25 protein-coding genes and 2 tRNA genes are annotated in these 18942 nt (G+C 36.0%); 22 read left to right on the forward strand and 5 right to left on the reverse strand.

Annotation, left to right across the window (positions count from 1 at the left end):
* The 18 genes from GSM_RS01175 to dltD form a co-directional block, all read left to right on the forward strand.
* Window positions 1–452: NIL domain-containing protein (locus tag GSM_RS01175; protein WP_010077689.1), on the forward strand; the 452-nt coding region annotated here is incomplete at its 5' end.
* Window positions 445–1146: a methionine ABC transporter permease gene (locus GSM_RS01180; RefSeq protein WP_003688229.1), complete on the forward strand. Its 702-nt coding sequence runs from the start codon at window positions 445–447 to the stop codon at window positions 1144–1146. The genes GSM_RS01175 and GSM_RS01180, both read left to right, overlap by 8 nt.
* Before the next feature lie 283 nt (window positions 1147–1429).
* On the forward strand, window positions 1430–1693 hold the full coding sequence (locus tag GSM_RS01185; RefSeq protein WP_003688226.1) for an IreB family regulatory phosphoprotein: 264 nt from the start codon (window positions 1430–1432) through the stop codon (window positions 1691–1693).
* Window positions 1690–2127: a Holliday junction resolvase RuvX gene (ruvX, locus tag GSM_RS01190; protein ID WP_003688224.1), complete on the forward strand. Its 438-nt coding sequence runs from the start codon at window positions 1690–1692 to the stop codon at window positions 2125–2127. The genes GSM_RS01185 and ruvX overlap by 4 nt, the downstream gene beginning before the upstream one ends.
* A 29-nt stretch (window positions 2128–2156) precedes the next feature.
* A complete protein-coding gene (locus tag GSM_RS01195) occupies window positions 2157–2444 on the forward strand; it encodes a DUF1292 domain-containing protein (protein WP_003688223.1) in 288 nt (95 codons plus the stop codon).
* A 293-nt stretch (window positions 2445–2737) separates the two neighbouring features.
* Window positions 2738–2995, forward strand: a complete 258-nt coding sequence (gene zapA, locus GSM_RS01200) for a cell division protein ZapA (protein ID WP_003688220.1) — start codon at window positions 2738–2740, stop codon at window positions 2993–2995.
* 8 nt (window positions 2996–3003) lie between these two features.
* A complete protein-coding gene (locus GSM_RS01205; RefSeq protein ID WP_010077690.1) occupies window positions 3004–3549 on the forward strand; it encodes a CvpA family protein in 546 nt (181 codons plus the stop codon).
* Between the two features lie 11 nt (window positions 3550–3560).
* Window positions 3561–5921 carry an endonuclease MutS2 gene (locus tag GSM_RS01210; protein WP_003688216.1) on the forward strand — a complete coding sequence of 787 codons (2361 nt, stop codon included), beginning with the start codon at window positions 3561–3563 and terminating at the stop codon, window positions 5919–5921.
* 74 nt (window positions 5922–5995) lie between these two features.
* The gene (gene trxA, locus GSM_RS01215; RefSeq protein WP_003688214.1) at window positions 5996–6307 is read left to right on the forward strand and encodes a thioredoxin; all 312 of its coding nucleotides are present in this window, start codon (window positions 5996–5998) and stop codon (window positions 6305–6307) included.
* A 122-nt stretch (window positions 6308–6429) separates the two neighbouring features.
* Window positions 6430–6759, forward strand: a complete 330-nt coding sequence (locus GSM_RS01220; RefSeq protein ID WP_003688212.1) for a PadR family transcriptional regulator — start codon at window positions 6430–6432, stop codon at window positions 6757–6759.
* A complete protein-coding gene (locus GSM_RS01225; protein WP_003688209.1) occupies window positions 6752–7351 on the forward strand; it encodes a DUF1700 domain-containing protein in 600 nt (199 codons plus the stop codon). The genes GSM_RS01220 and GSM_RS01225 overlap by 8 nt, the downstream gene beginning before the upstream one ends.
* 2 nt (window positions 7352–7353) lie before the next feature.
* Window positions 7354–8295, forward strand: a complete 942-nt coding sequence (locus GSM_RS01230; RefSeq protein WP_003688207.1) for a DUF4097 family beta strand repeat-containing protein — start codon at window positions 7354–7356, stop codon at window positions 8293–8295.
* 14 nt (window positions 8296–8309) lie between these two features.
* Window positions 8310–8555, forward strand: coding sequence for a PspC domain-containing protein (locus tag GSM_RS01235; protein ID WP_003688206.1), 246 nt, complete (start codon window positions 8310–8312; stop codon window positions 8553–8555).
* A 323-nt stretch (window positions 8556–8878) separates the two neighbouring features.
* Window positions 8879–9028: a teichoic acid D-Ala incorporation-associated protein DltX gene (locus tag GSM_RS01240; protein WP_003688204.1), complete on the forward strand. Its 150-nt coding sequence runs from the start codon at window positions 8879–8881 to the stop codon at window positions 9026–9028.
* Window positions 9029–9046: 18 nt separating this feature from the next.
* A complete protein-coding gene (dltA, locus tag GSM_RS01245; protein ID WP_003688202.1) occupies window positions 9047–10567 on the forward strand; it encodes a D-alanine--poly(phosphoribitol) ligase subunit DltA in 1521 nt (506 codons plus the stop codon).
* Window positions 10567–11775 (forward strand): D-alanyl-lipoteichoic acid biosynthesis protein DltB, encoded by a 1209-nt coding sequence (gene dltB, locus GSM_RS01250; protein ID WP_003688200.1) that lies wholly within the window; start codon window positions 10567–10569, stop codon window positions 11773–11775. The genes dltA and dltB overlap by 1 nt, the downstream gene beginning before the upstream one ends.
* Before the next feature lie 17 nt (window positions 11776–11792).
* Complete coding sequence (gene dltC, locus GSM_RS01255; RefSeq protein ID WP_003688199.1) at window positions 11793–12026, forward strand: D-alanine--poly(phosphoribitol) ligase subunit DltC; 234 nt, start codon at window positions 11793–11795, stop codon at window positions 12024–12026.
* The gene (dltD, locus tag GSM_RS01260) at window positions 12023–13270 is read left to right on the forward strand and encodes a D-alanyl-lipoteichoic acid biosynthesis protein DltD (RefSeq protein ID WP_003688196.1); all 1248 of its coding nucleotides are present in this window, start codon (window positions 12023–12025) and stop codon (window positions 13268–13270) included. Before dltC ends, dltD begins: the two co-directional genes overlap by 4 nt.
* 135 nt (window positions 13271–13405) lie before the next feature.
* Here dltD and GSM_RS01265 read toward each other — a convergent pair whose 3' ends face one another.
* Window positions 13406–13894, reverse strand: a complete 489-nt coding sequence (locus GSM_RS01265; protein ID WP_003688195.1) for a YslB family protein — start codon at window positions 13892–13894, stop codon at window positions 13406–13408.
* A 164-nt stretch (window positions 13895–14058) separates the two neighbouring features.
* Here GSM_RS01265 and GSM_RS01270 point away from each other — a divergent pair, with 164 nt between their 5' ends.
* The 4 genes from GSM_RS01270 to GSM_RS01285 all read left to right on the forward strand — a co-directional run bounded on the left by GSM_RS01270 (window position 14059) and on the right by GSM_RS01285 (window position 15718).
* Window positions 14059–14658, forward strand: coding sequence for an XTP/dITP diphosphatase (locus tag GSM_RS01270; protein ID WP_010077691.1), 600 nt, complete (start codon window positions 14059–14061; stop codon window positions 14656–14658).
* Window positions 14658–15185 (forward strand): metallophosphoesterase, encoded by a 528-nt coding sequence (locus tag GSM_RS01275; protein ID WP_003688182.1) that lies wholly within the window; start codon window positions 14658–14660, stop codon window positions 15183–15185. Before GSM_RS01270 ends, GSM_RS01275 begins: the two co-directional genes overlap by 1 nt.
* Before the next feature lie 235 nt (window positions 15186–15420).
* Window positions 15421–15493: transfer RNA gene (locus GSM_RS01280), tRNA-Glu, on the forward strand.
* 152 nt (window positions 15494–15645) lie between these two features.
* Window positions 15646–15718: transfer RNA gene (locus GSM_RS01285), tRNA-Gln, on the forward strand.
* 131 nt (window positions 15719–15849) lie between these two features.
* Here GSM_RS01285 and GSM_RS01290 read toward each other — a convergent pair.
* From GSM_RS01290 to GSM_RS01305, 4 genes are all read right to left on the reverse strand, one after another.
* Window positions 15850–16995, reverse strand: a complete 1146-nt coding sequence (locus GSM_RS01290) for a site-specific integrase (RefSeq protein WP_003688181.1) — start codon at window positions 16993–16995, stop codon at window positions 15850–15852.
* Between the two features lie 165 nt (window positions 16996–17160).
* A complete protein-coding gene (locus tag GSM_RS01295) occupies window positions 17161–17853 on the reverse strand; it encodes a hypothetical protein (RefSeq protein WP_003688179.1) in 693 nt (230 codons plus the stop codon).
* Window positions 17854–17875: 22 nt separating this feature from the next.
* A complete protein-coding gene (locus GSM_RS01300) occupies window positions 17876–18250 on the reverse strand; it encodes a hypothetical protein (protein WP_003688176.1) in 375 nt (124 codons plus the stop codon).
* 56 nt (window positions 18251–18306) lie between these two features.
* On the reverse strand, window positions 18307–18849 hold the full coding sequence (locus GSM_RS01305; protein WP_003688175.1) for an SLC41A family transporter: 543 nt from the start codon (window positions 18847–18849) through the stop codon (window positions 18307–18309).
* Between the last annotated feature and the right edge of the window lie 93 nt (window positions 18850–18942).

The following is an 18942-nucleotide window of genomic DNA, read 5'->3' on the forward strand; positions in this document are numbered from 1 at the left end:
CCCATGAGATGGATGCTGTTAAGCGAATTGCTAATAAGGTAGCTGTGATGGAAGATGGACGAATTATCGAACGTGGTGATTTGATTTCTATTTTCACTAATGCCAAAGAAAAATTAACGCGCGAATTCTTAGGTGGCGGTTCTGCAAAAGCAATTGCTACTTTGCAGGAATACGAACTTGGAAAATTAGCAGAAGATGAGCATTTGGTGCAGCTCATTTATATGGGTTCAAAAGTTAGTGAGCCAATTCTGGTTAAACTTTATCGCGACTTTAATGTTGAGGCTAATATCATTTATAGTAATATCGAAGTTTTACGCGAAACTCCAATTGGTACGCTTTTCGTTGTTCTGAAAGGAAAAGAGGAAAGCCGTGTCAAAGCAATTGCTTACTTGAAAGAGCAGGGAGTTATTATTAAGGATGTTAAAGAACAGGATGTGAAGAAGAATGGCTGAACTATTTGCAAAGTATTTTCCTAACGTTGTTTCCCAAGGCTGGAGTGGTGACGGAGGTTGGTTGACAGCTATTGGCGAGACCTTTTATATGATTTTTTGGCCAGCAATTTTTGGTGGATTACTAGGATTGTTCTTTGGAATCGGATTGGTTCTGACAGATACAGATGGAATTTTGCCAAATAAAACGTTTTTTGGAATATTTGATAAGATTGTATCTTTCTTCAGAGCTATTCCCTTTATCATTCTGTTGGCTTTTATAGCTCCTGTTACTAATTTTTTAGTTGGGACACAAATTGGTACGCTTGGTGCCCTGGTACCACTATCATTAGGGCTTTTCCCTTTCTACGCACGCCAGGTTCAGGTTGCTTTGAAGAGTGTCGATCACGGAATTATTGAAGCTGCACAATCAATAGGGGCAACTTTTTGGGACTTAGTCTTTGATGTCTATCTGAGAGAGGCGCGTTCAGAGTTGATCCGAGTTACTACTGTAACAATGATTAGTTTAGTTGGTTTGACTGCAATGGCTGGTGCAGTTGGCGCAGGTGGTCTTGGTAACATGGCAATTGCCTACGGTTATGGGCGCTTTGCAAATGATATTACGTTTGTAGCTACCTTTTTGGTATTAATCATCGTGTTGATTGTCCAGTTACTTGGTGACTTTCTGGCCAAAGTTTACAACCATAAGGCAGTCTAATTTTGAAATAAATAGTTCATTTTTAGGATTGTGGATACACTTATTGTTGCTAAATATTTAATATGAATTGTAATAAAAATAAAAAGAGTTGTGACCAGACTGATATTTGGTCCAGCTCTTTTTTATACTCAAGTTAAACAGAATAGCTTGTGATGATGAATGTTAGTAAAAATTAAAAATTTGACAATTATATTACGGTATCATTACAAGCACGTGTTTTGATTGTGACAATCTTTTTTCTTTAGTAAAATGGTAATAGGTTATGCATGCGGAGGTGCTTGCGATGAGTTCGTTAGATAAAACAATGTATTTTGACTTTGGTGATAACCACCAGAAGGATGTACATGAAACTTTAGTGACTGTATACAAAGCTTTAGAAGAAAAGGGTTATAATCCAATTAATCAAATAGTAGGATATCTTCTTTCGGGGGATCCTGCATATATTCCAAGACTTAATGATGCACGTAATCTGATTAGAAAACATGAACGTGATGAGATTGTTGAGGAATTAGTTCGTTCCTATCTGCACAAGGAGGACAAGAAGTGACGAGATTAATGGGACTTGACGTTGGTTCTAAGACCGTTGGTATTGCAATCAGCGATTTGCTTGGATGGACAGCGCAAGGAATTGAGATTATTCCTATAGATGAAGATAATGAAGAATTTGGAATTGAACGTGTGAAAGAGCTGGTTCAACAATATGAAATCAGCGGTTTTGTGGTAGGATTGCCAAAAAATATGAATAATACTTCTGGACCAAGAGTTGAGGCATCGAAAAAATACGGTGAGTTACTCAAAGAAACGTTTGGATTACCAATTGATTTTCAAGATGAGCGACTTACGACTGTCGCTGCAGAAAGAATGTTAGTTGAACAAGCAGATACATCGCGCAAGAAGAGGAAAAAAGTAATTGATAAGTTAGCAGCGGGTCTGATTTTGCAAAACTATTTAGACAAAAAGGGTCCTCTTCTACAGAATTAATAAAAATTATGAATATGAGGTATTACATGATGAATGATAATGACAACTTAATGACTTTAGTTGATGAACATGGAAATGAAACATTGTACGAGGTATTGTTTACCTTTGAGTCGGATGATTACGGCAAGTCATATATCTTGTTAATCCCTGCTGGGGCACAGCCAGAGGAACAAGTTGACATTTTGGCATTCTCATTTGATCCAAATGAAGACGGGGAAGCTGTCGATGCAGAGTTACATGATATTGAAAATGATGATGAGTGGGATATGGTTGAAGGTGTACTCGATACATTTTTGAACGATGAAAATATGCAATAGTCAATGTAGATTTATTTTGACATTATGTTGTTAGTTGAATTCTTGGGGGCTGGGTCGAAAGATATATTTTGACTCAGTCCCCATGTTTTAGCCTTGTACTATTCAAATTAATGAGGTATTAGTTGGTAAAAAGTTTGAGTATCAACTTCAATTATTAACCTATGTTGGCTTTTTAAGAGATTACCGCAATAAAGATTTTGTTTTTTACTAAGATAATTGACAATGACACAGATTTTTAGCGATAGTATGCTAAAATTAACGTCAGATAATCCAGTATGGGAGGGGTTATAAGAATGTCTGATGAAAAGCGCCGGTTTAGGGCAAAAATTGCCGGTGATGACTATACTATTATCGGAAATAGTACAGACGAACATATGGATACAGTAGTGAGCCTTGTTGAAGAACAATTCGAAGAGATTCAAAGGCTGATGCCAGGCCTAAGTAAGGAACGTGCTGCTGTTTTATTGGCAATTAATGCCGTTTCAGATCAATTATATAAAGAAGAAGAGATTGAAAAGTTGCAAGCGTTGCTAGACTCAAGAGGAAAGTAGGTGATTTGATGATATTATCTGTAGTCCTTATTGTGATATTATTTTTTGCTTTCATCCATGGAATGCACCGAGGATTAATATTAATGCTGCTGAATTTAGTTGGATTAGTATTATTGTTTTTCATTGCGCATAGTTTTGCAGGAACAGTCGGTGGTTGGCTGCAGCAATTGGTAGAATCTTTCAATCAGAGTTCTGCAACGTGGAGCGCAGATCAAGGAACACTAAGTGGCAGTTCAACCTTTTACTATGGGTTAGCATATTGGTTGATTATGCTCATAGGTGGTTTTGTAATTTATCGAATAATCAGAACCTTTAATTTGGTGAAGAAGATTCCTGTAATTGGACAGCTTAATGCTTTAGCAGGTGGAGCAGTTTCAATTATATTAACTTATTTGATTATGTTTGCAGCTTTGATTGTAATGCAGTCCTGGCCAACTACAAGTGTTAGAGAGACAGTTTCCGAATCAGGTGTGGCTCAATTTATTTTGGAAAAGACACCTGTAATGTCACAGAATCTAAAGGATTGGCTGCAGGAAAATGATAGTAGTGTATAGGGGGAAGTTTTGTGAACAGTAAAACTTTGAAGACACTAGAGTTTGCAAAAGTCAAAAACAATCTATTGCCTTTTATAAGTACTCCAATGGGGGAGAAACAAGTAACAACACTTGAACCGAGTAGTGATATAGCAGAAATTAAACAACGAATTGCACAAACGAGAGACGGTGCAGATATTCTGAGAATGAAGGGTGCAATTCCTGTTCCCAAGTTGCTGGATATTTCACAGTCATTAAAGCGACTAGACATTGATGCCAGTTTAAATGGTAAAGAATTAGCAGCCGTCAGTAAAGTTTTGCGTGCAACAAACGAAGTTAGAAGATTTTTTGTGAAACTCGATGATGAGGCAATCGAATTAGCTTCGCTGGATGAACTAGCTGCGGATTTACAAGTTTTGCCCGAAGTCAATAAGCGTTTATTAACCTCAATTGAGGGCGATGGTCACGTAACAGATGAAGCTTCAACTGCTCTGGCTGGTATTAGACGTTCAATTGCAGCGATTGAGGGTCAGTTGAGAGATCAATTAAATGTGCTGGTTCACGGCAACTCATCCAAGTATTTAAGTGATGCAGTTATTACGATTAGAAATGACAGATATGTAATTCCAGTTAAGCAGGAATATCGCAGTCACTTTGGCGGTGTCGTGCATGACCAAAGTGCTTCAGGTCAAACGGTTTTTGTTGAACCTAAACAAATTGTAGAATTGAATAATCGTTTGAAACAACAGCAGTCAAATGAAAAAGAAGAAGTTGCACGAATATTACGGGAACTTTCGCAATTGATTGCACCTTATACAACAGAAATTCGCCAAAATGTATATCTTTTGGGTGTTTTTGATTTTGTAAATGCCAAGGCACAGTATGCTGCACAAATTAAAGCAACGGAACCATTACTTTCAACTGAAAATAAGGTTTATTTACGGCAAGTGTGGCATCCATTGCTTGATATGAAAGCAGCAGTGAGAAACGACATTATGTTAGGCGATGACTACAGAGCAATTGTCGTCACAGGGCCGAACACGGGTGGGAAAACAATTACATTGAAAACACTCGGGTTAGTTCAGCTTATGGGACAAGCGGGTCTTTTTATACCAGCCTTTGAAGAAAGTCGTATTGGAATTTTTGACAATATTTTCGCGGATATTGGGGATGAACAGTCAATTGAACAAAGTCTAAGTACTTTTTCATCGCATATGACTAACATCGTTTCAATTTTGTCCGAAATTGATGATAAATCACTGATTTTATTTGATGAATTGGGAGCCGGTACAGATCCACAAGAGGGTGCAGCACTTGCGATTTCAATTCTTGATTATGTTGGTTCTAAGAGTAGTTATGTAATGGCGACAACTCATTATCCAGAACTTAAGGCCTATGGATATGAGCGTCCACAGACCATCAATGCCAGCATGGAATTTGATATAGAAAGCTTGAAACCGACTTATCATTTGTTATTAGGAATCCCGGGCCGCAGCAATGCATTAGATATTTCTAAGAAGTTAGGGCTGGATGATGTCATCATAATGCAGGCAAAACAATTAACTGCAGGACAAAATCAAGATTTAAATGACATGATCCAAGATTTGGTTGCCAAAAGGCATCAGGTTGAAGAAGAGTCAATAGAATTACACAAAAATCTGGAAGAATCACGGAAACTTCACGATGACTTGGGAAAAAAATATGATGAATTTGTAAATCAACGTGAGAACTTGCTTGATAATGCAAGAAGAAAGGGTAATGAAATTGTCGAACAAGCAGCCAAAAAGTCTGAAAAAATTATCGCGGAATTACGGAAAATGAGGCTGAATGCGGGAACGACTATCAAAGAAGATAAGCTGATCTCTGCGAAAGCGCGTTTGAATGCACTTGAGCAACCTACTAATTTAAAGAAGAATAGGGTTTTGCGTCGCGCAAAGGAGAAACAAATCTTGAAGCCAGATGATGACGTACTTGTGAAATCATATGGACAACGTGGCGTATTGCTACGAAAGGCTGGCAATCATGAATGGGAAGTCCAGCTAGGTATTCTCAAGATGAAGGTCGCAGAGGGTGACTTGGAGAAAGTCAAGGTTGAAGAAAATAAGAGAACGGCAATTAGAACAAGTGTTAAATCAGCTAATGCAACACATGTATCCCCGACCTTGGATTTACGGGGGGAACGCTACGAAGAGGCATTGGTGAAAGTCGATCGATACTTAGATGCCGCCGTTTTGGCAGGCTATTCAACTGTAACAATTGTCCATGGTAAGGGTACTGGAGCACTAAGACAAGGTATTACTGATTTTCTGTCGCAAAGTCGAGCAGTGAAGAGTTTTAAATTTGCTGCACCCAACGCGGGTGGAAATGGTGCAACTGTGGTATATTTTAAATAGTAAAGCAGAAATATTGATTTTTTTGTATAATCTGGTATCATTTACTTACGAAAGGATAGTAGGAGGCGGTTTAATTGATTAAAGAATTAACAGATTCAACATTTGAAAAGGAAACTAGTACAGGTGTTACATTGACCGATTTTTGGGCAACATGGTGTGGTCCTTGTCGGATGCAGTCACCAGTTGTAGAACAGTTGGCGGAAGAAATGGGAGATAAAGTAACTTTCGCCAAGGTTGATGTTGATCAAAATCAGGCAACAGCAAGTGAATTTGGAATTATGAGTATCCCTACGCTATTGATTAAGAAAGATGGTCAAGTCGTTGATACTTTGGTTGGTTATCATCCAAAGGAAAGATTACAGGCTAAGCTAGAACAATATATTTAATAGACGTTAATAAGAAATGCAAGAAGTCATTTGACTTTTTGTATTTTTTTATATAATAATTATATAAACAATATTATACGTCATATAATATTGTTAGATGTAAAGCTAGTGGAGGTCAAACTATGAAAATAAAAATATCAGCAGATTTGCTGGATGGAATGGTTCTGGCATTACTGGCCCAAAAGGATTATTACGGTTATGCATTAACGCAAAATATGCAAGCTGCGATTGCTATTTCAGAATCAACGATGTATCCAGTTCTACGCCGCCTGCAAAAAGATGGTTTTTTAACGACTTATGATCAACCTTATCAGGGAAGAAATCGGCGTTATTATCAAATTACAGATAAGGGAATTGAGCATCTTCAGGATGTTAAGAAGATGTGGGAAAGTTATAAGTTAAGTTTGGATCAAATCTTTTTTGGGGGAAAGGGAGGAAATATGAATGGATAGTCAAAGGTATCTGGAGGAATTGAGTAAGCTGTTAAGTAGTTTATCAAAAGATGAGGTTGAAGCAGCAGTGGACTTTTATTCTGAATTTATTTCTGATGCGGGGCTTACGACAAGGAGTGAAATTGAAACACGATTAGGAACACCAAAACAGTTGGCACGTAAGATAATGGCTGATCATTCAGTTAGAATGGATGATGAAAATGAAGAAAAGGTTAAACCCGCACGTATAAACTCAAAAATGATTTGGTTGATAGTTTTAGTAATATTGTCATCGCCAATGACACTTGGGCTTGGCGGAGGCCTTTTGATCGCATTAGTAGCAATTATTCTCTCAGTAATACTTATGGTTGTTGTCATATTTGCTGGTTTGATCGTTGGAATGGCCGTTACGCTTTATGTTGGTATTTCATTGCTGTTTCAGAGTCTAAATACCGGACTTTTTTACATTGGCATTTTCCTGATGTTTTTGGGACTCTTGCTGGTGTTATTACCGATTACTTATTGGATCTGTCGTGTTATCTTGCAATGTATAGCTGATTTTGCACGATACTTGTACAAAAAATTCAGAAGTAAACAGGATGGTGGCAAATAAAAATGAAGAAAACAATAATTGCGGGATTTTTTATTTTGATGATTGGAATCCTCTTTACTGGGTATGGGTATATGAAGAAAGGTGCTAACCCATTATACATTGATGATTGGAAGCCCAAAGTATTAACAAAAGTAGCAAGCAAGCAAGTCTTATCGAAAAATGTTAGTTTTAAAAAAATAAATATTAAAGATACCACAGATGATATTGTGATTACTAGAGGTTCACATTATCAAGTCAGCTATCAAGGGATTAAAGGATTTCAACCAAGTGTTTCGCTTTCCAATGGAAGTTTAAATATTCGGCAAAAAAAGAGTTTGAATAACCTCATTAGTATTTCAAACATAAACGAAGGTGGTCAAAAAGTGATAATTACAATTCCCAAAACAGTTACGTTACAAGACATTAGCGCAAACGTCACTGAAGGGGATATGGATATTCAAAATATTAAGACTCAAAAAATAGAAGTTAAAAGTATTGATGGTGATATTAGTATCATAAACATGACTGCAGATAGCCTTAAGATATATAATGAAAATGGGGATATTGAGATAGGGGCACAAAGTAAGATTACTGAGGGGTCATTCTCATTAGTAAATGGCGACCTAACCGCGCATGAGAGTAGTTTCAGCAATGCTAATATGACTAACTCATACGGTGATATTGAACTTCTTAATTCAACTGTTAATGGTGGACAAGTCAAACTTACTGAAGGTGATTTTGAAGGTAAAAAGCTTGGTGTAACCGGCAAATTCAGTGTTACTAATAGAGATGGCGATAATACGATATCACTCTCAAATAGCAGTAACATAGGATATTTGATGAGTACTAGTGATGGAGATAATACTTTATTTGGAAAAGATGTTGGGAGTCAAGTGACAGAAAAAACTAATCTAGTGAATCAAATCGAGTTAACGAATGAATCTGGAGATAACGAAATAAATTAAGGTGGGGATAAATGATGAAAAATAAGAAATTAATGAAGTCAAAAGATAAGGTGCTTTCAGGAGTGCTAGGCGGGGTTGCAGAATATTTAGATTTAGATAAAGCACTCGTGCGGATTATTGGTGCAATTCTAATAATTTTTCCGGGTCAATTGATTATTGGAATAGTTATTTATATTATTGCAGCAGTGGTTATGCCAGAAGATGATGGCAGTAATCATTCGGATGACAATGTTGTTGAGGGCGAGTTTCGAGACAAATAAAGTTTAGTAGGCATGATACAGTGTATCTAAAAAATAAAAAAGGAGCGTGACAAAGTTTGCATTTTTGTACCGCTTCTTTTTTGTGGAGCTAGGCGTGAACATTTTGTACTTTAGACAGGTATTAGTTTATTTTTTTACAGAAATATTACAAAATTAAACTGATTTTACAAATTCTTTAAGAAATCTTATGCGAAAATCACTTGTAACAACTTACAAGAAATGTAATCATTGTAGTTATATAAATGTGAATTAATTGCGAATTAATTGTGAATTTTATATGAGTCTAAAATTATTAATAATCAAGGGATTTGGGGGGATTTTGTTTGAAAGAGTTTAGTAATATGCTGATTAAAAACGAAGTTACAAAATTTCTTTTTAAAACTGTTTTTTATGCAGTTATTATAATGGGCTTAGTGTACTTATTTAGTTATAGCGGCATGACTGGTCCGCACTTTATTTATAACGAGTTTTAAAGGGGGATGGTTTAAATCGTGAATATTATTCAACAAATCGACAAATGGTCCGAAATAATACCAGGTGCAACTGTTTATGATTATCTGGGTGATAGGAGAACATATTCAGAGTTGAGAAAGATGTCGGATTCTTTAGCTCAGAAATTAATAGATTTAGAATTACCCAAAAAAGCACCCATTTTGGTATTTGGGGGACAAACTTTTGAGATGCTGGTTTCTTTTTTAGCCATAGTAAAAGCGGGTCACTCATATGTACCGTTAGATTGTGAATCGCCAAATGAAAGAATTATACAAATTGCCGAAATAGCAAAACCTGCTGCATGTATTGCTGTTGAAAAGCTACCAGTAAAAATAGACGGTCTCACTATATTGGATGGCGAAGAACTGGCAGAGGTCTTTGCTGGGGAGGAAAGAGAGTTTGATGCCACTGAATATCAGGTTAGTGGTGATGATATCTTCTACACGATCTTTACTTCAGGGACTACTGGTGTACCAAAGGGAGTACAAATAAGTGCTAATAATCTACAAAGTTTTTTGAATTGGATGAAGAGCGATTTTGGAATTACAGCTGGAAAGACATTTTTGGCACAGCCAGCATACTCATTTGATCTATCAGTGATGTCTATTTATCCTGCATTAACACAAGGCGGAAAATTGACAGTATTACCAAAGAAGGTAACTGCTAACTTTAAAGATCTGTTTGAACTGCTACCAAAACTTAAACTAAATATTTGGGTCTCAACACCTTCATTCATGGATATTTGCTTGCTTGATAAGCATTTCAATGAAGATAATTATCCCACAATAACACACTTCTTATTTTGTGGGGAAGAATTAACACATGAAGCAGCAAAGAAGTTGAATGAGCGCTTTCCAAATGCAAGTATTTATAATACGTATGGCCCGACCGAGGCCACAGTTGCTGTCAGTCAAGTTCTAATTGACGAGAATATTCTTGCAGATTATCCAAGATTACCAATTGGAGTTGCTAAGGAAGACACTGAATTATTGATTGTGGATGAGGATTTGCATGAAGTACCAAACGGGACATCAGGTGAACTGCTGATCATCGGTCCAAGTGTTTCCATAGGTTATTTGAATAATCCTGAAAAAACACGGCAAGCATTTATCAATTATAAAGGAAGACATGCTTACCGGACTGGTGATTTAGCCGAAGTTGATAATCAGGGTCAATTGTTATATCACGGCAGAATTGATTTTCAGGTAAAGCTCCACGGTTTCAGGATCGAACTTGAGGAAGTCGATCAACACTTGAATCAAGTTTCATTGGTTAAGCAGGCTACATGTGCAACTAAATATGACGCAAATCATAAGGCTACGCAGATTGTGGCCTATGTAGTACCAGAGCCAAATGATTATAAATCAGAATTTGCGTTGACAAAGGTGATTAAAAAAGAATTAATGACTTTGATGATGCCGTACATGATTCCACAAAAATATGTTTATGTGGAGTCACTACCACTCACCAATAATGGCAAGGTTGATCGTAAGAAGATTCTGAATGAGGTCAATAGCTAATGATTAATATGCAGCCGTATCAAAATCCAACATATTTTATGTTGATAGCACTAACGCTGTTACCAATAGTTATTGCAAATCTATATGAAAAGAAGATTTATTGGTACCAGACACTTATTTCTTTTGGTTTTCTATTGTTATCCTTTGGAGGAATAAAGTGGCATCAAGGAATTGCCTTGATTGTCTATGTTATTTTTGAAATATTTCTAATCAAGCTGTATTTTAATTACAGGGCAAAGTCTAATAACTCATGGATATTTTATTTGACTGTTTTTGTAGCTATTATCCCCTTGATAATTGTTAAAGTTACACCTGCAATTTATGGCGGACAAGTCTCAATTATCGGTTTTTTGGGAATTAGTTATATTACTTTCAAAATTGTCGGAATGATTATGGAGATTCGTGATGGGGCAATAAAGGAATTCAGATTGGGGCAAACGATTCAATTTTTGCTATTCTTTCCAACTATTTCTTCAGGACCAATCGACCGATATCGTCGATTTGTCGGGGATTACAATAACCAGCTTTCTCGCAAAAAATATTTGGATTTACTTGAAAAGGGAGTTTGGTATATTTTTCTGGGTTTCCTCTATAAATTCTTTATAGCGTACTTTTTTGGCACACTTTTGATGCCGCAGGTTGCTCAGAATGCACTGGCTCGTGGGGGAATATCTTGGTGGCTTGTTGCTTACATGTATGTCTATTCAATGGATCTGTTTTTTGATTTTGCAGGCTATAGTTTGTTTGCAGTTGGGACAAGTTATATCATGGGAATCGTTACTCCAATGAACTTCAACAGACCATTTGCTGCGGCAAACATTAAGGAGTTTTGGAATAGATGGCACATGTCATTATCGTTTTGGTTTAGAGATTACATTTATATGCGATTGGTATTTTTCATAATGAAGAATAAATTAATAAAGAGTCGCATAACAATCGCGAACCTAGGCTACTTAACATTATTTCTGATAATGGGATTCTGGCATGGAATAACCTGGTACTATATCGTTTATGGACTGTTTCATGCGTGTGCAATCATTGTTTGTGATGCGTGGTTGCGCTTTAAGAAGAAACACCGACAACAAATTCCAAGCAATCGTTTTACGAAAGCTTTTGCTATTTTTCTGACATTCAACACAGTCTGTTTTAGTTTCTTGATTTTCTCAGGTTTCTTGAACACGATGATGTTCCATCATATTATGAAATAAAAAGGGGAGTTTTTTAAATGAAAGAAAAAATTATTGAAATTTTGCAAGACTTGACCGGAAGTGAGGAGGTTGCAACTAACCTCGATCTTAATCTCTTTGATACAGGACTGATTGATTCAATGGCGACAGTTCAATTGTTACTTGAATTGCAAGCACAATGTGGGGTCGATGTACCAGTCTCAGAATTTGAGCGCAGTGAATGGGAGACGCCTAACAAGATTATCGCGAAAGTTGAATCATTAAAAGCATGAGCGTGTTCAAAAGATTATTCTTGATTTTTGGCCCAGTTGTGTGTGCAGCCATAATTGTTCTCGGTTTCTTATTTTCCCCATTCAGGCCAGATAAAATCTCACAGAGTACGATTCAAAAGGCTGCTCTTTCTCAGTCGCCACAGGTTTTTAAGGGAATGGCTGTTAAACGTGCAGCTTTTAGGGAAAACTACGTTCCTTTTTTTGGATCATCAGAGCTTTCAAGAATAGATGCACTTCATCCATCAGTACTGGCACAAAAATATCACCGCAGTTATCGTCCTTTTTTATTGGGGACAGCAGGAACACAATCGATAACTCAGTTCTGGCAGATGCAAGGGTTTGGTAATGAATTAAATAATAAAAAAGCTGTGTTTATTGTTTCGCCACAATGGTTTGTTAAAGGGGGAATTGATGCTGCAGCATTTAATTATTTTTATCCTCGTCCAGAAATCGTGAGCTGGTTACTGAAGGCAAAACCAACAACTGAGAATAGATATGCCGCTGAAAGATTATTGGCACTGAATCCTAAAGATTCTACGGACGAAATTGATGATAGTGTCTTGAGAATTGCTGCTGGTCAGCGGCTAACTAATTTTCAAAAAACATATCTGCACTTAGTGAAAAATGAATTAGACCATGAAGATCAATTATTTTCAACAATCTCGCTAAACAACCGAGAAGCGTTGATTAAAAAAAGAGAAAAAGAACTGCCTAAAGATTATAACGAAGCTAAACTTGATAAGATAGGATATGAACTTGGCAAGGCAAATACGACCAACAATTCATTGGATATTGATAATAATTTTTGGAAACATAAATTAAAACCGGTTTACAAAAAGTTGGCGGGGGAACAAAAAAACTTTAGTTATATCAAGTCTGTCGAATATTCAGATTTTCAGCTTGTATTAAACGAGTTTGCAAAGCATCATATAAATGTCCTGTTTATTATTCCACCAATTAATGAAAAGTGGGCAAATTATACTGGGTTGTCAATGTCGATGATTCAAGACTTTAATAATAAAATTACGTATCAATTGAAGTCTCAAGGTTTTACACATATTGCAAATTTGACTAATGATGGGACAAAACCATACTTTATGCAAGATACAATTCATCTTGGATGGAGGGGATGGCTAGCTGTCGACCAATATGTAAATCCTTTCTTGACAAAGAAACAGACGAAGCCGCAATATAAAATGAATAATTATTTTTATACAAAAAAATGGCAGAATTTGGATTACTAATTTTAATAGGATTCTTTTTACCAAGTAAAAAAGAGATTTTTGCAAAAATAATGTTTTTGCGAAAGTCTCTTTTTTTGGAATGATTTTTAAAATGAAAAACAGTTTTTCTATAAATAATAAAAACTTAATTGCAAATTATTCAGAAAAATGAAGTGGTTCTTTTTCAGGAAGCAATGCGATATCAATTGGATCACCAGGATCTAATTGAACTAAGAGCGAAACAACACTGTTCCTTTTTTTGATATCTTTGATAATAGCCTCACACACGAAACCGCTTTGCAGTTGAATTGTTTCTGCAAGAAAGCCGGCTTCTAATAAGAAATCAGCTTGTTCGCTAACTTCATTGCGCAACTGAACAGCATCACCTGATAGTTCAAAGAGTTGTTGCTTTTTATTACTCTTAATTCGTTTTAAATTTCCCCAACCAGCTTTAATAAAGAAGACCGTCAAGTCATCGTCTTTAGCAAGGTATATTTCACGTGCTAATCGCTTTCCTGCCCAATAAAGAATATTATGATTATCCCCAATTAGTTCGGGAACCAAGATGTCACGTATTACTTCATAACCAAGAGTATTTGCTAACTCCTTTTTTTGTGACAGTTCTAAATACTTATTTACATCCATGACGACTCTCCTTTAATTCAATCTATCACCTAATTATACATTGAAATACCTAAGAAAGTTGTAACTAATTTAAAATTTAAATAATAGTGAAGATTTTTGCTACTAACAAGGTTTATCTGTATAATTAATGAAGAAAACAACATTATTTAATTGTGGGGTTCGTTATGAAAAAAATATTGATTGCAACAAAAAATGAAGGAAAAGCTCGTGAATTCAGGGCTTTTTTTGAACCAAAAGGTTTCAAGGTTGAGACTCTAAATGGATTAAAAGAAGTACCAGAGATTATTGAAAATGGACAAACTTTTGAAGAGAATGCTTTGATTAAGGCACAGTCGCTGACGGATGTGCTGCAGACAGTTGTAGTAGCTGATGATTCTGGATTGATGGTAGATGCCATTGGCGGTGAGCCAGGCATCTATTCTGCACGTTATGCAGGTGATCATGATGACAATGCTAATAACAAGAAGTTACTTGATAAGTTGAGGGATGTTCCTGATGAAAAAAGAACTGCAACATTTCATACTTCACTAGTCGTTACTCGTATCGGGAAGAATCCGCTTGTAGTTAATGGAGATGTTAAAGGAAAAATTTTGAAAAAAATACGGGGTGATGATGGTTTCGGGTATGATCCGTTATTTTATTTACCCGAACTTGACAAGACTTTCGCAGAACTAACACCCGCCGAAAAAAATAAGGTTAGTCATCGCGGGCGAGCAATCAAGAAATTAAGTGAAAAATTTGATGATTGGTGGGTTAAAGAATAATGGGTGAAAAAATACTAGTAGTTAGTGATAGTCACGGAGATCGTGATATCTTAGTAAAACTTCTGGAAAAGTATAAGGGACATGTCAGTGCAATGTTTCATTGTGGTGACTCAGAGCTTGAACCGGATGACGAGTTGTTCAATGATTTTCATGTGGTAATTGGAAATTGTGATTACGATCCTAGATTTGCAAAGAAAATAATTGTCAAGGTTGGTTCAGAAACTGTTTTGCTGACTCACGGGCATCTATATGGTGTAAATAGTGGATTGAATAGTTTGAATCTCTTGGCACAAGAAAACAAAGCAACGATTGCACTATTCGGCCATACTCACCTCCTAGGTGCAGAGATGAACAATGGCTGTTTATTCCTTAACCCTGGCAGTATTAGTTTCCCAAGGGGGAAATATAGCCATATAGGCGGAACTTATGCGTTGATTGATGTTGATGCGCAAAAGCTGCATGTACAATTCTACAATCGCGCATTTGAACCTGTTCCTGACTTAGCAGTTGATTATAAAAGAGGTTAGGAAAAAATGAATACAGATTTGAGAAAATTGTATATTAGATTATTGAAATGGAGCGTAACTACGGTTTTTTTCATGGTTTCACGTCAATTCGTCAATAGTCAGATATTTGATATTGTTATAATTTTCTGTGTCTGTTACTGCATAATCATCTTCATGTTTTGTTTCTATCTTCAATTTTTTGGTAAAAAATAGTGTTGACATTACTCAAAATGAATGTATAATAATAAGAGTATTTTGCCCGTTGGTCAAATTGGTTAAGACGTCGCCCTCTCAAGGCGGAGTTACGGGTTCGATCCCCGTACGGGCGATATGTTGAAGCAAAATACGTGTCCATCATTTAATTAGGATGGACTTTTATTTTGCGGAAGCAGAACCAGTTTCCTTGTCCTTCAATGATATTATGTATATATTGACAAGTAAATGAATAAGTATTACTATTAAATAGTTATTTTTAATTCATTGGGCATTCGCCAAATTGGTAAGGCAGCGGACTCTGAATCCGCAATGTACTGGTTCGAGTCCAGTATGCCCAATACCTATATAATTGAAGCCTGTATATCATTCAGAAATGTTGATATACAGGCTTTTTTATTTTTTATCTTCGTATTATTTTCATTATTTACAATTTTAGTGTGCATAGAGTGCACATGAGCATATGATACTCTTAAAAATTCACAAATGAGGTAAACCTTTCCGCAGTGTCTTGTTTTTGCTCTTTTGTAACTGATGTATAGATATCTAAAGTTGTGCGTATATCCCTGTGTCCTAATTGCGCTTGTAACTGTTTTGGGGGCATTCCACCTTGAATCGCTAATGTTGCATAAGTGTGCCTAAAACCGTGCACAGGGATGTGTTTAAGATCATACTCTTTAGTGATTCTTGTCATCCAAACACGAGGCTTGTTGGGATTATGCATCTTGTTTATCGTCGAAGCAAATACAAGTTGCTTTTTAGAATTAGAATTAAACCCTAATTGAAATAGATCCACTTTTTGCAATTTATGCCACTTTCTAAGTACTTCAGTAGTCTTATTATCCATGAATATAGTGCGTTCGCTGGCTTCTGTTTTCGTTGACTGAATAACTAATTTACCATCACCATTTGACTGTGTTTTGTTGATATTAATTTTCTTTTGCGAGAAGTTAATGTCTGACCAATTAAGAGCCAATGCTTCACCTTTACGCATGCCAGTAAATGCAAGTAGTCTAAAGAAAGTATATGACTGAAAGGATCCAAACTCATGAAGACTATCTAGGAACATCTTTAATTCGTCTCGTGTGTAGTATTCCTTTTTTGTATCTCGTTTCTTTATGTCTTGTTGTTTCGCTTTAGGTACAATTACAGCGGATGCCGGGTTTTTATCTATGATTTCCATTCTAACAGCATATTCCAAAACAGTGCTCAGACCGTTAAAAAACCGTTTGTAATTATGTAACGGTTTTTTAAACCAAAAGTTTACAGCATTCTGGCAATCCAATGTCCTTATTTCAGGTATATCCATATCCTTAAAGATAGGTAAAATATGATTTTCAAAATTTCTTTTGGTAGTAGTCCAGGTTGATTCTTTAGTTGTAAGTTTATAGTTTTCAAACCAAAGTTCATATACTTCTTTGAAGGGATATCTTTCATTTTTTTTGTAGGATTGCTGGATCTTTTTTTCAAATAATTCTGCAGCGAGTTTTGCCTGTGTTTTTGTTAAAAATTGTCCTCGACCTACACGTTTTCGTTTTTTTGTAATTGGATCTGTATAAAATAATTGGAAACGCCAAAATGTTCCTTTTTGAGTTTTATATTTAGAAAAAGAGGCCATGGGCCAACAAACTCCTTTCTGAGTAATTTGCTTGGTTTGTACGCAAAATATTGTGAATTTATGCGATAACAGGGGATAATTATAAAGAAATGTGTATTAACTGCTTTAAAATACGAACGTATGTTCGATTTGTGTGTTAAATAAAAGCCCCCGAAAGGGCAGTTATTAAAGATTTAATGTGAAATCAAATGTGTGACTTGAATTATCGTCATCATAGTCATTGGTATCATAGTTACCATCAATTTTAGCTCTTATAGATTTTAGACTCGATGTATCTTTTATAGGAACAGTAACTGTGCCAGTTTTTGTTACTCCGTTACTTATATCTCCGTCCCAACTTTCTCCACTATCTGCTTCGTGTTGCTCGGATCCATTGTATATATATGTGCCTTGAGTTGGATATACAGAAACATCACGATTGGCTTTTACTGAAAAATATAGTCTTACGAAGCCTTGAGCTTTAAATGTTCCGTCATTAGCCGACTTATAAGTTGTTGGACTGTCAAGTGTGTAAAGAACAACTTTGGAAACGGAAATCGTAGCAGCATTCCAAGAAGTATCTGTATAGTTAGTAGAGTATGTTTTTGCTTTTGAATAATTGTAGCTCTGATAATCAACTGTTATTTTTTTAGAAGTTGTTGATGATTCAGTACTTTTTTCAGAATTAGTAGTTTGATGCCCTGATGCTTCAGATGTGCTATTACTGTTAGAAGAACTTGACCCTTTTTTGTTTCCCCCTGCAAGTCCTAATGCAAAAAGCAGAACTATAACAGCTAATACCCAAATCCACCACTTTTTATACCAAGGTTTTACCTGAACATAAGTATTTCCTTCTTCATCTTGAATTTTTTTAGACATTATAATTTCCCCCAAGAAAATGCTATTTTGAAACTACATTTTTTGCTTTTTTGTTAGACAATATATGCCAAACTAAGAATAAAGCCCCAATAATAAGTGCTAGCCAACCCCAAACTGTCAAGTCACCATAACTTCCAGCGTTTGAAACTCCCAGTAACCATGCTAAAGCTAAAAGAATAAAATTAGCAATATCTGCACCTAGCTTTTTAGCTGATTTGGTGGCAAGGTAAACTATTCCAGCGACAAGGTACAAAATACCTACTAGTATTCCAGCAGAACCACCATGTTGATTATTACTTTCTAAAGAGTTTCCTAATCCAGTAACCATTGATTGTAAACCGATAAAAACAGAAAGAACAATCATTAAAATACCAAAAACAAGTTTCGTAGTTTTCATATGTAACTCCCCCTAAAAATTCAGCTTTTATAGTCGTCAGTTTTTGGACTATGGAACTAAAGCTTTATGGTGAATTTTCTTCCACAGTCTATACATATGGCTTCGTATTTCTTTCCTCGTTTACCTGCGAATCCAGCGATAGTACCACCAATTCCATATAAAGCACCACCAACAGCAGCCTTACCAAGAGAAAATGCTTTGCGTTTATTATCAATCACTTGAATATTATGAGATTTGCATTTTGGACACTTAGGAGCATGGCGGTTATATTTTTTCTTCTCAGTTTTTTGAACGACAATTTGTTGAACAGGTTTTGGATCATTTGAAGAGTTATTCTTTGTATTGTCTGGTAAGTTATGGACAAATTTCTCAGCTTCTTTATACTTGGCATCTTCTTTTACACGCTTTTCAGCTTTTTCCCTAAAAATAGGGTGAGTGCCCTGGAATAACCAAACAACTAAAAAAACAATGATTCCTATATGCCACCAGTGGAGAAATAAAATATTAATAATTCCAACAACTAAACCTGAGAGCAATCCAGTAGCAATGCCTCCTGCTGGGTCGCCTTTCCAAAATTTAGGTTCTTTCTCTTCTTCCATAACTAATCCCCCAATTAATCACTATTTAAAAAATATTCATACGAAACACCAAACTCTTCAATTGAAAACTTTTCCAGCAGACCATTGCAAATC

The organism is Liquorilactobacillus mali KCTC 3596 = DSM 20444 (assembly GCF_000260415.1).
Classification (GTDB): Bacteria; Bacillota; Bacilli; order Lactobacillales; family Lactobacillaceae; genus Liquorilactobacillus; species Liquorilactobacillus mali.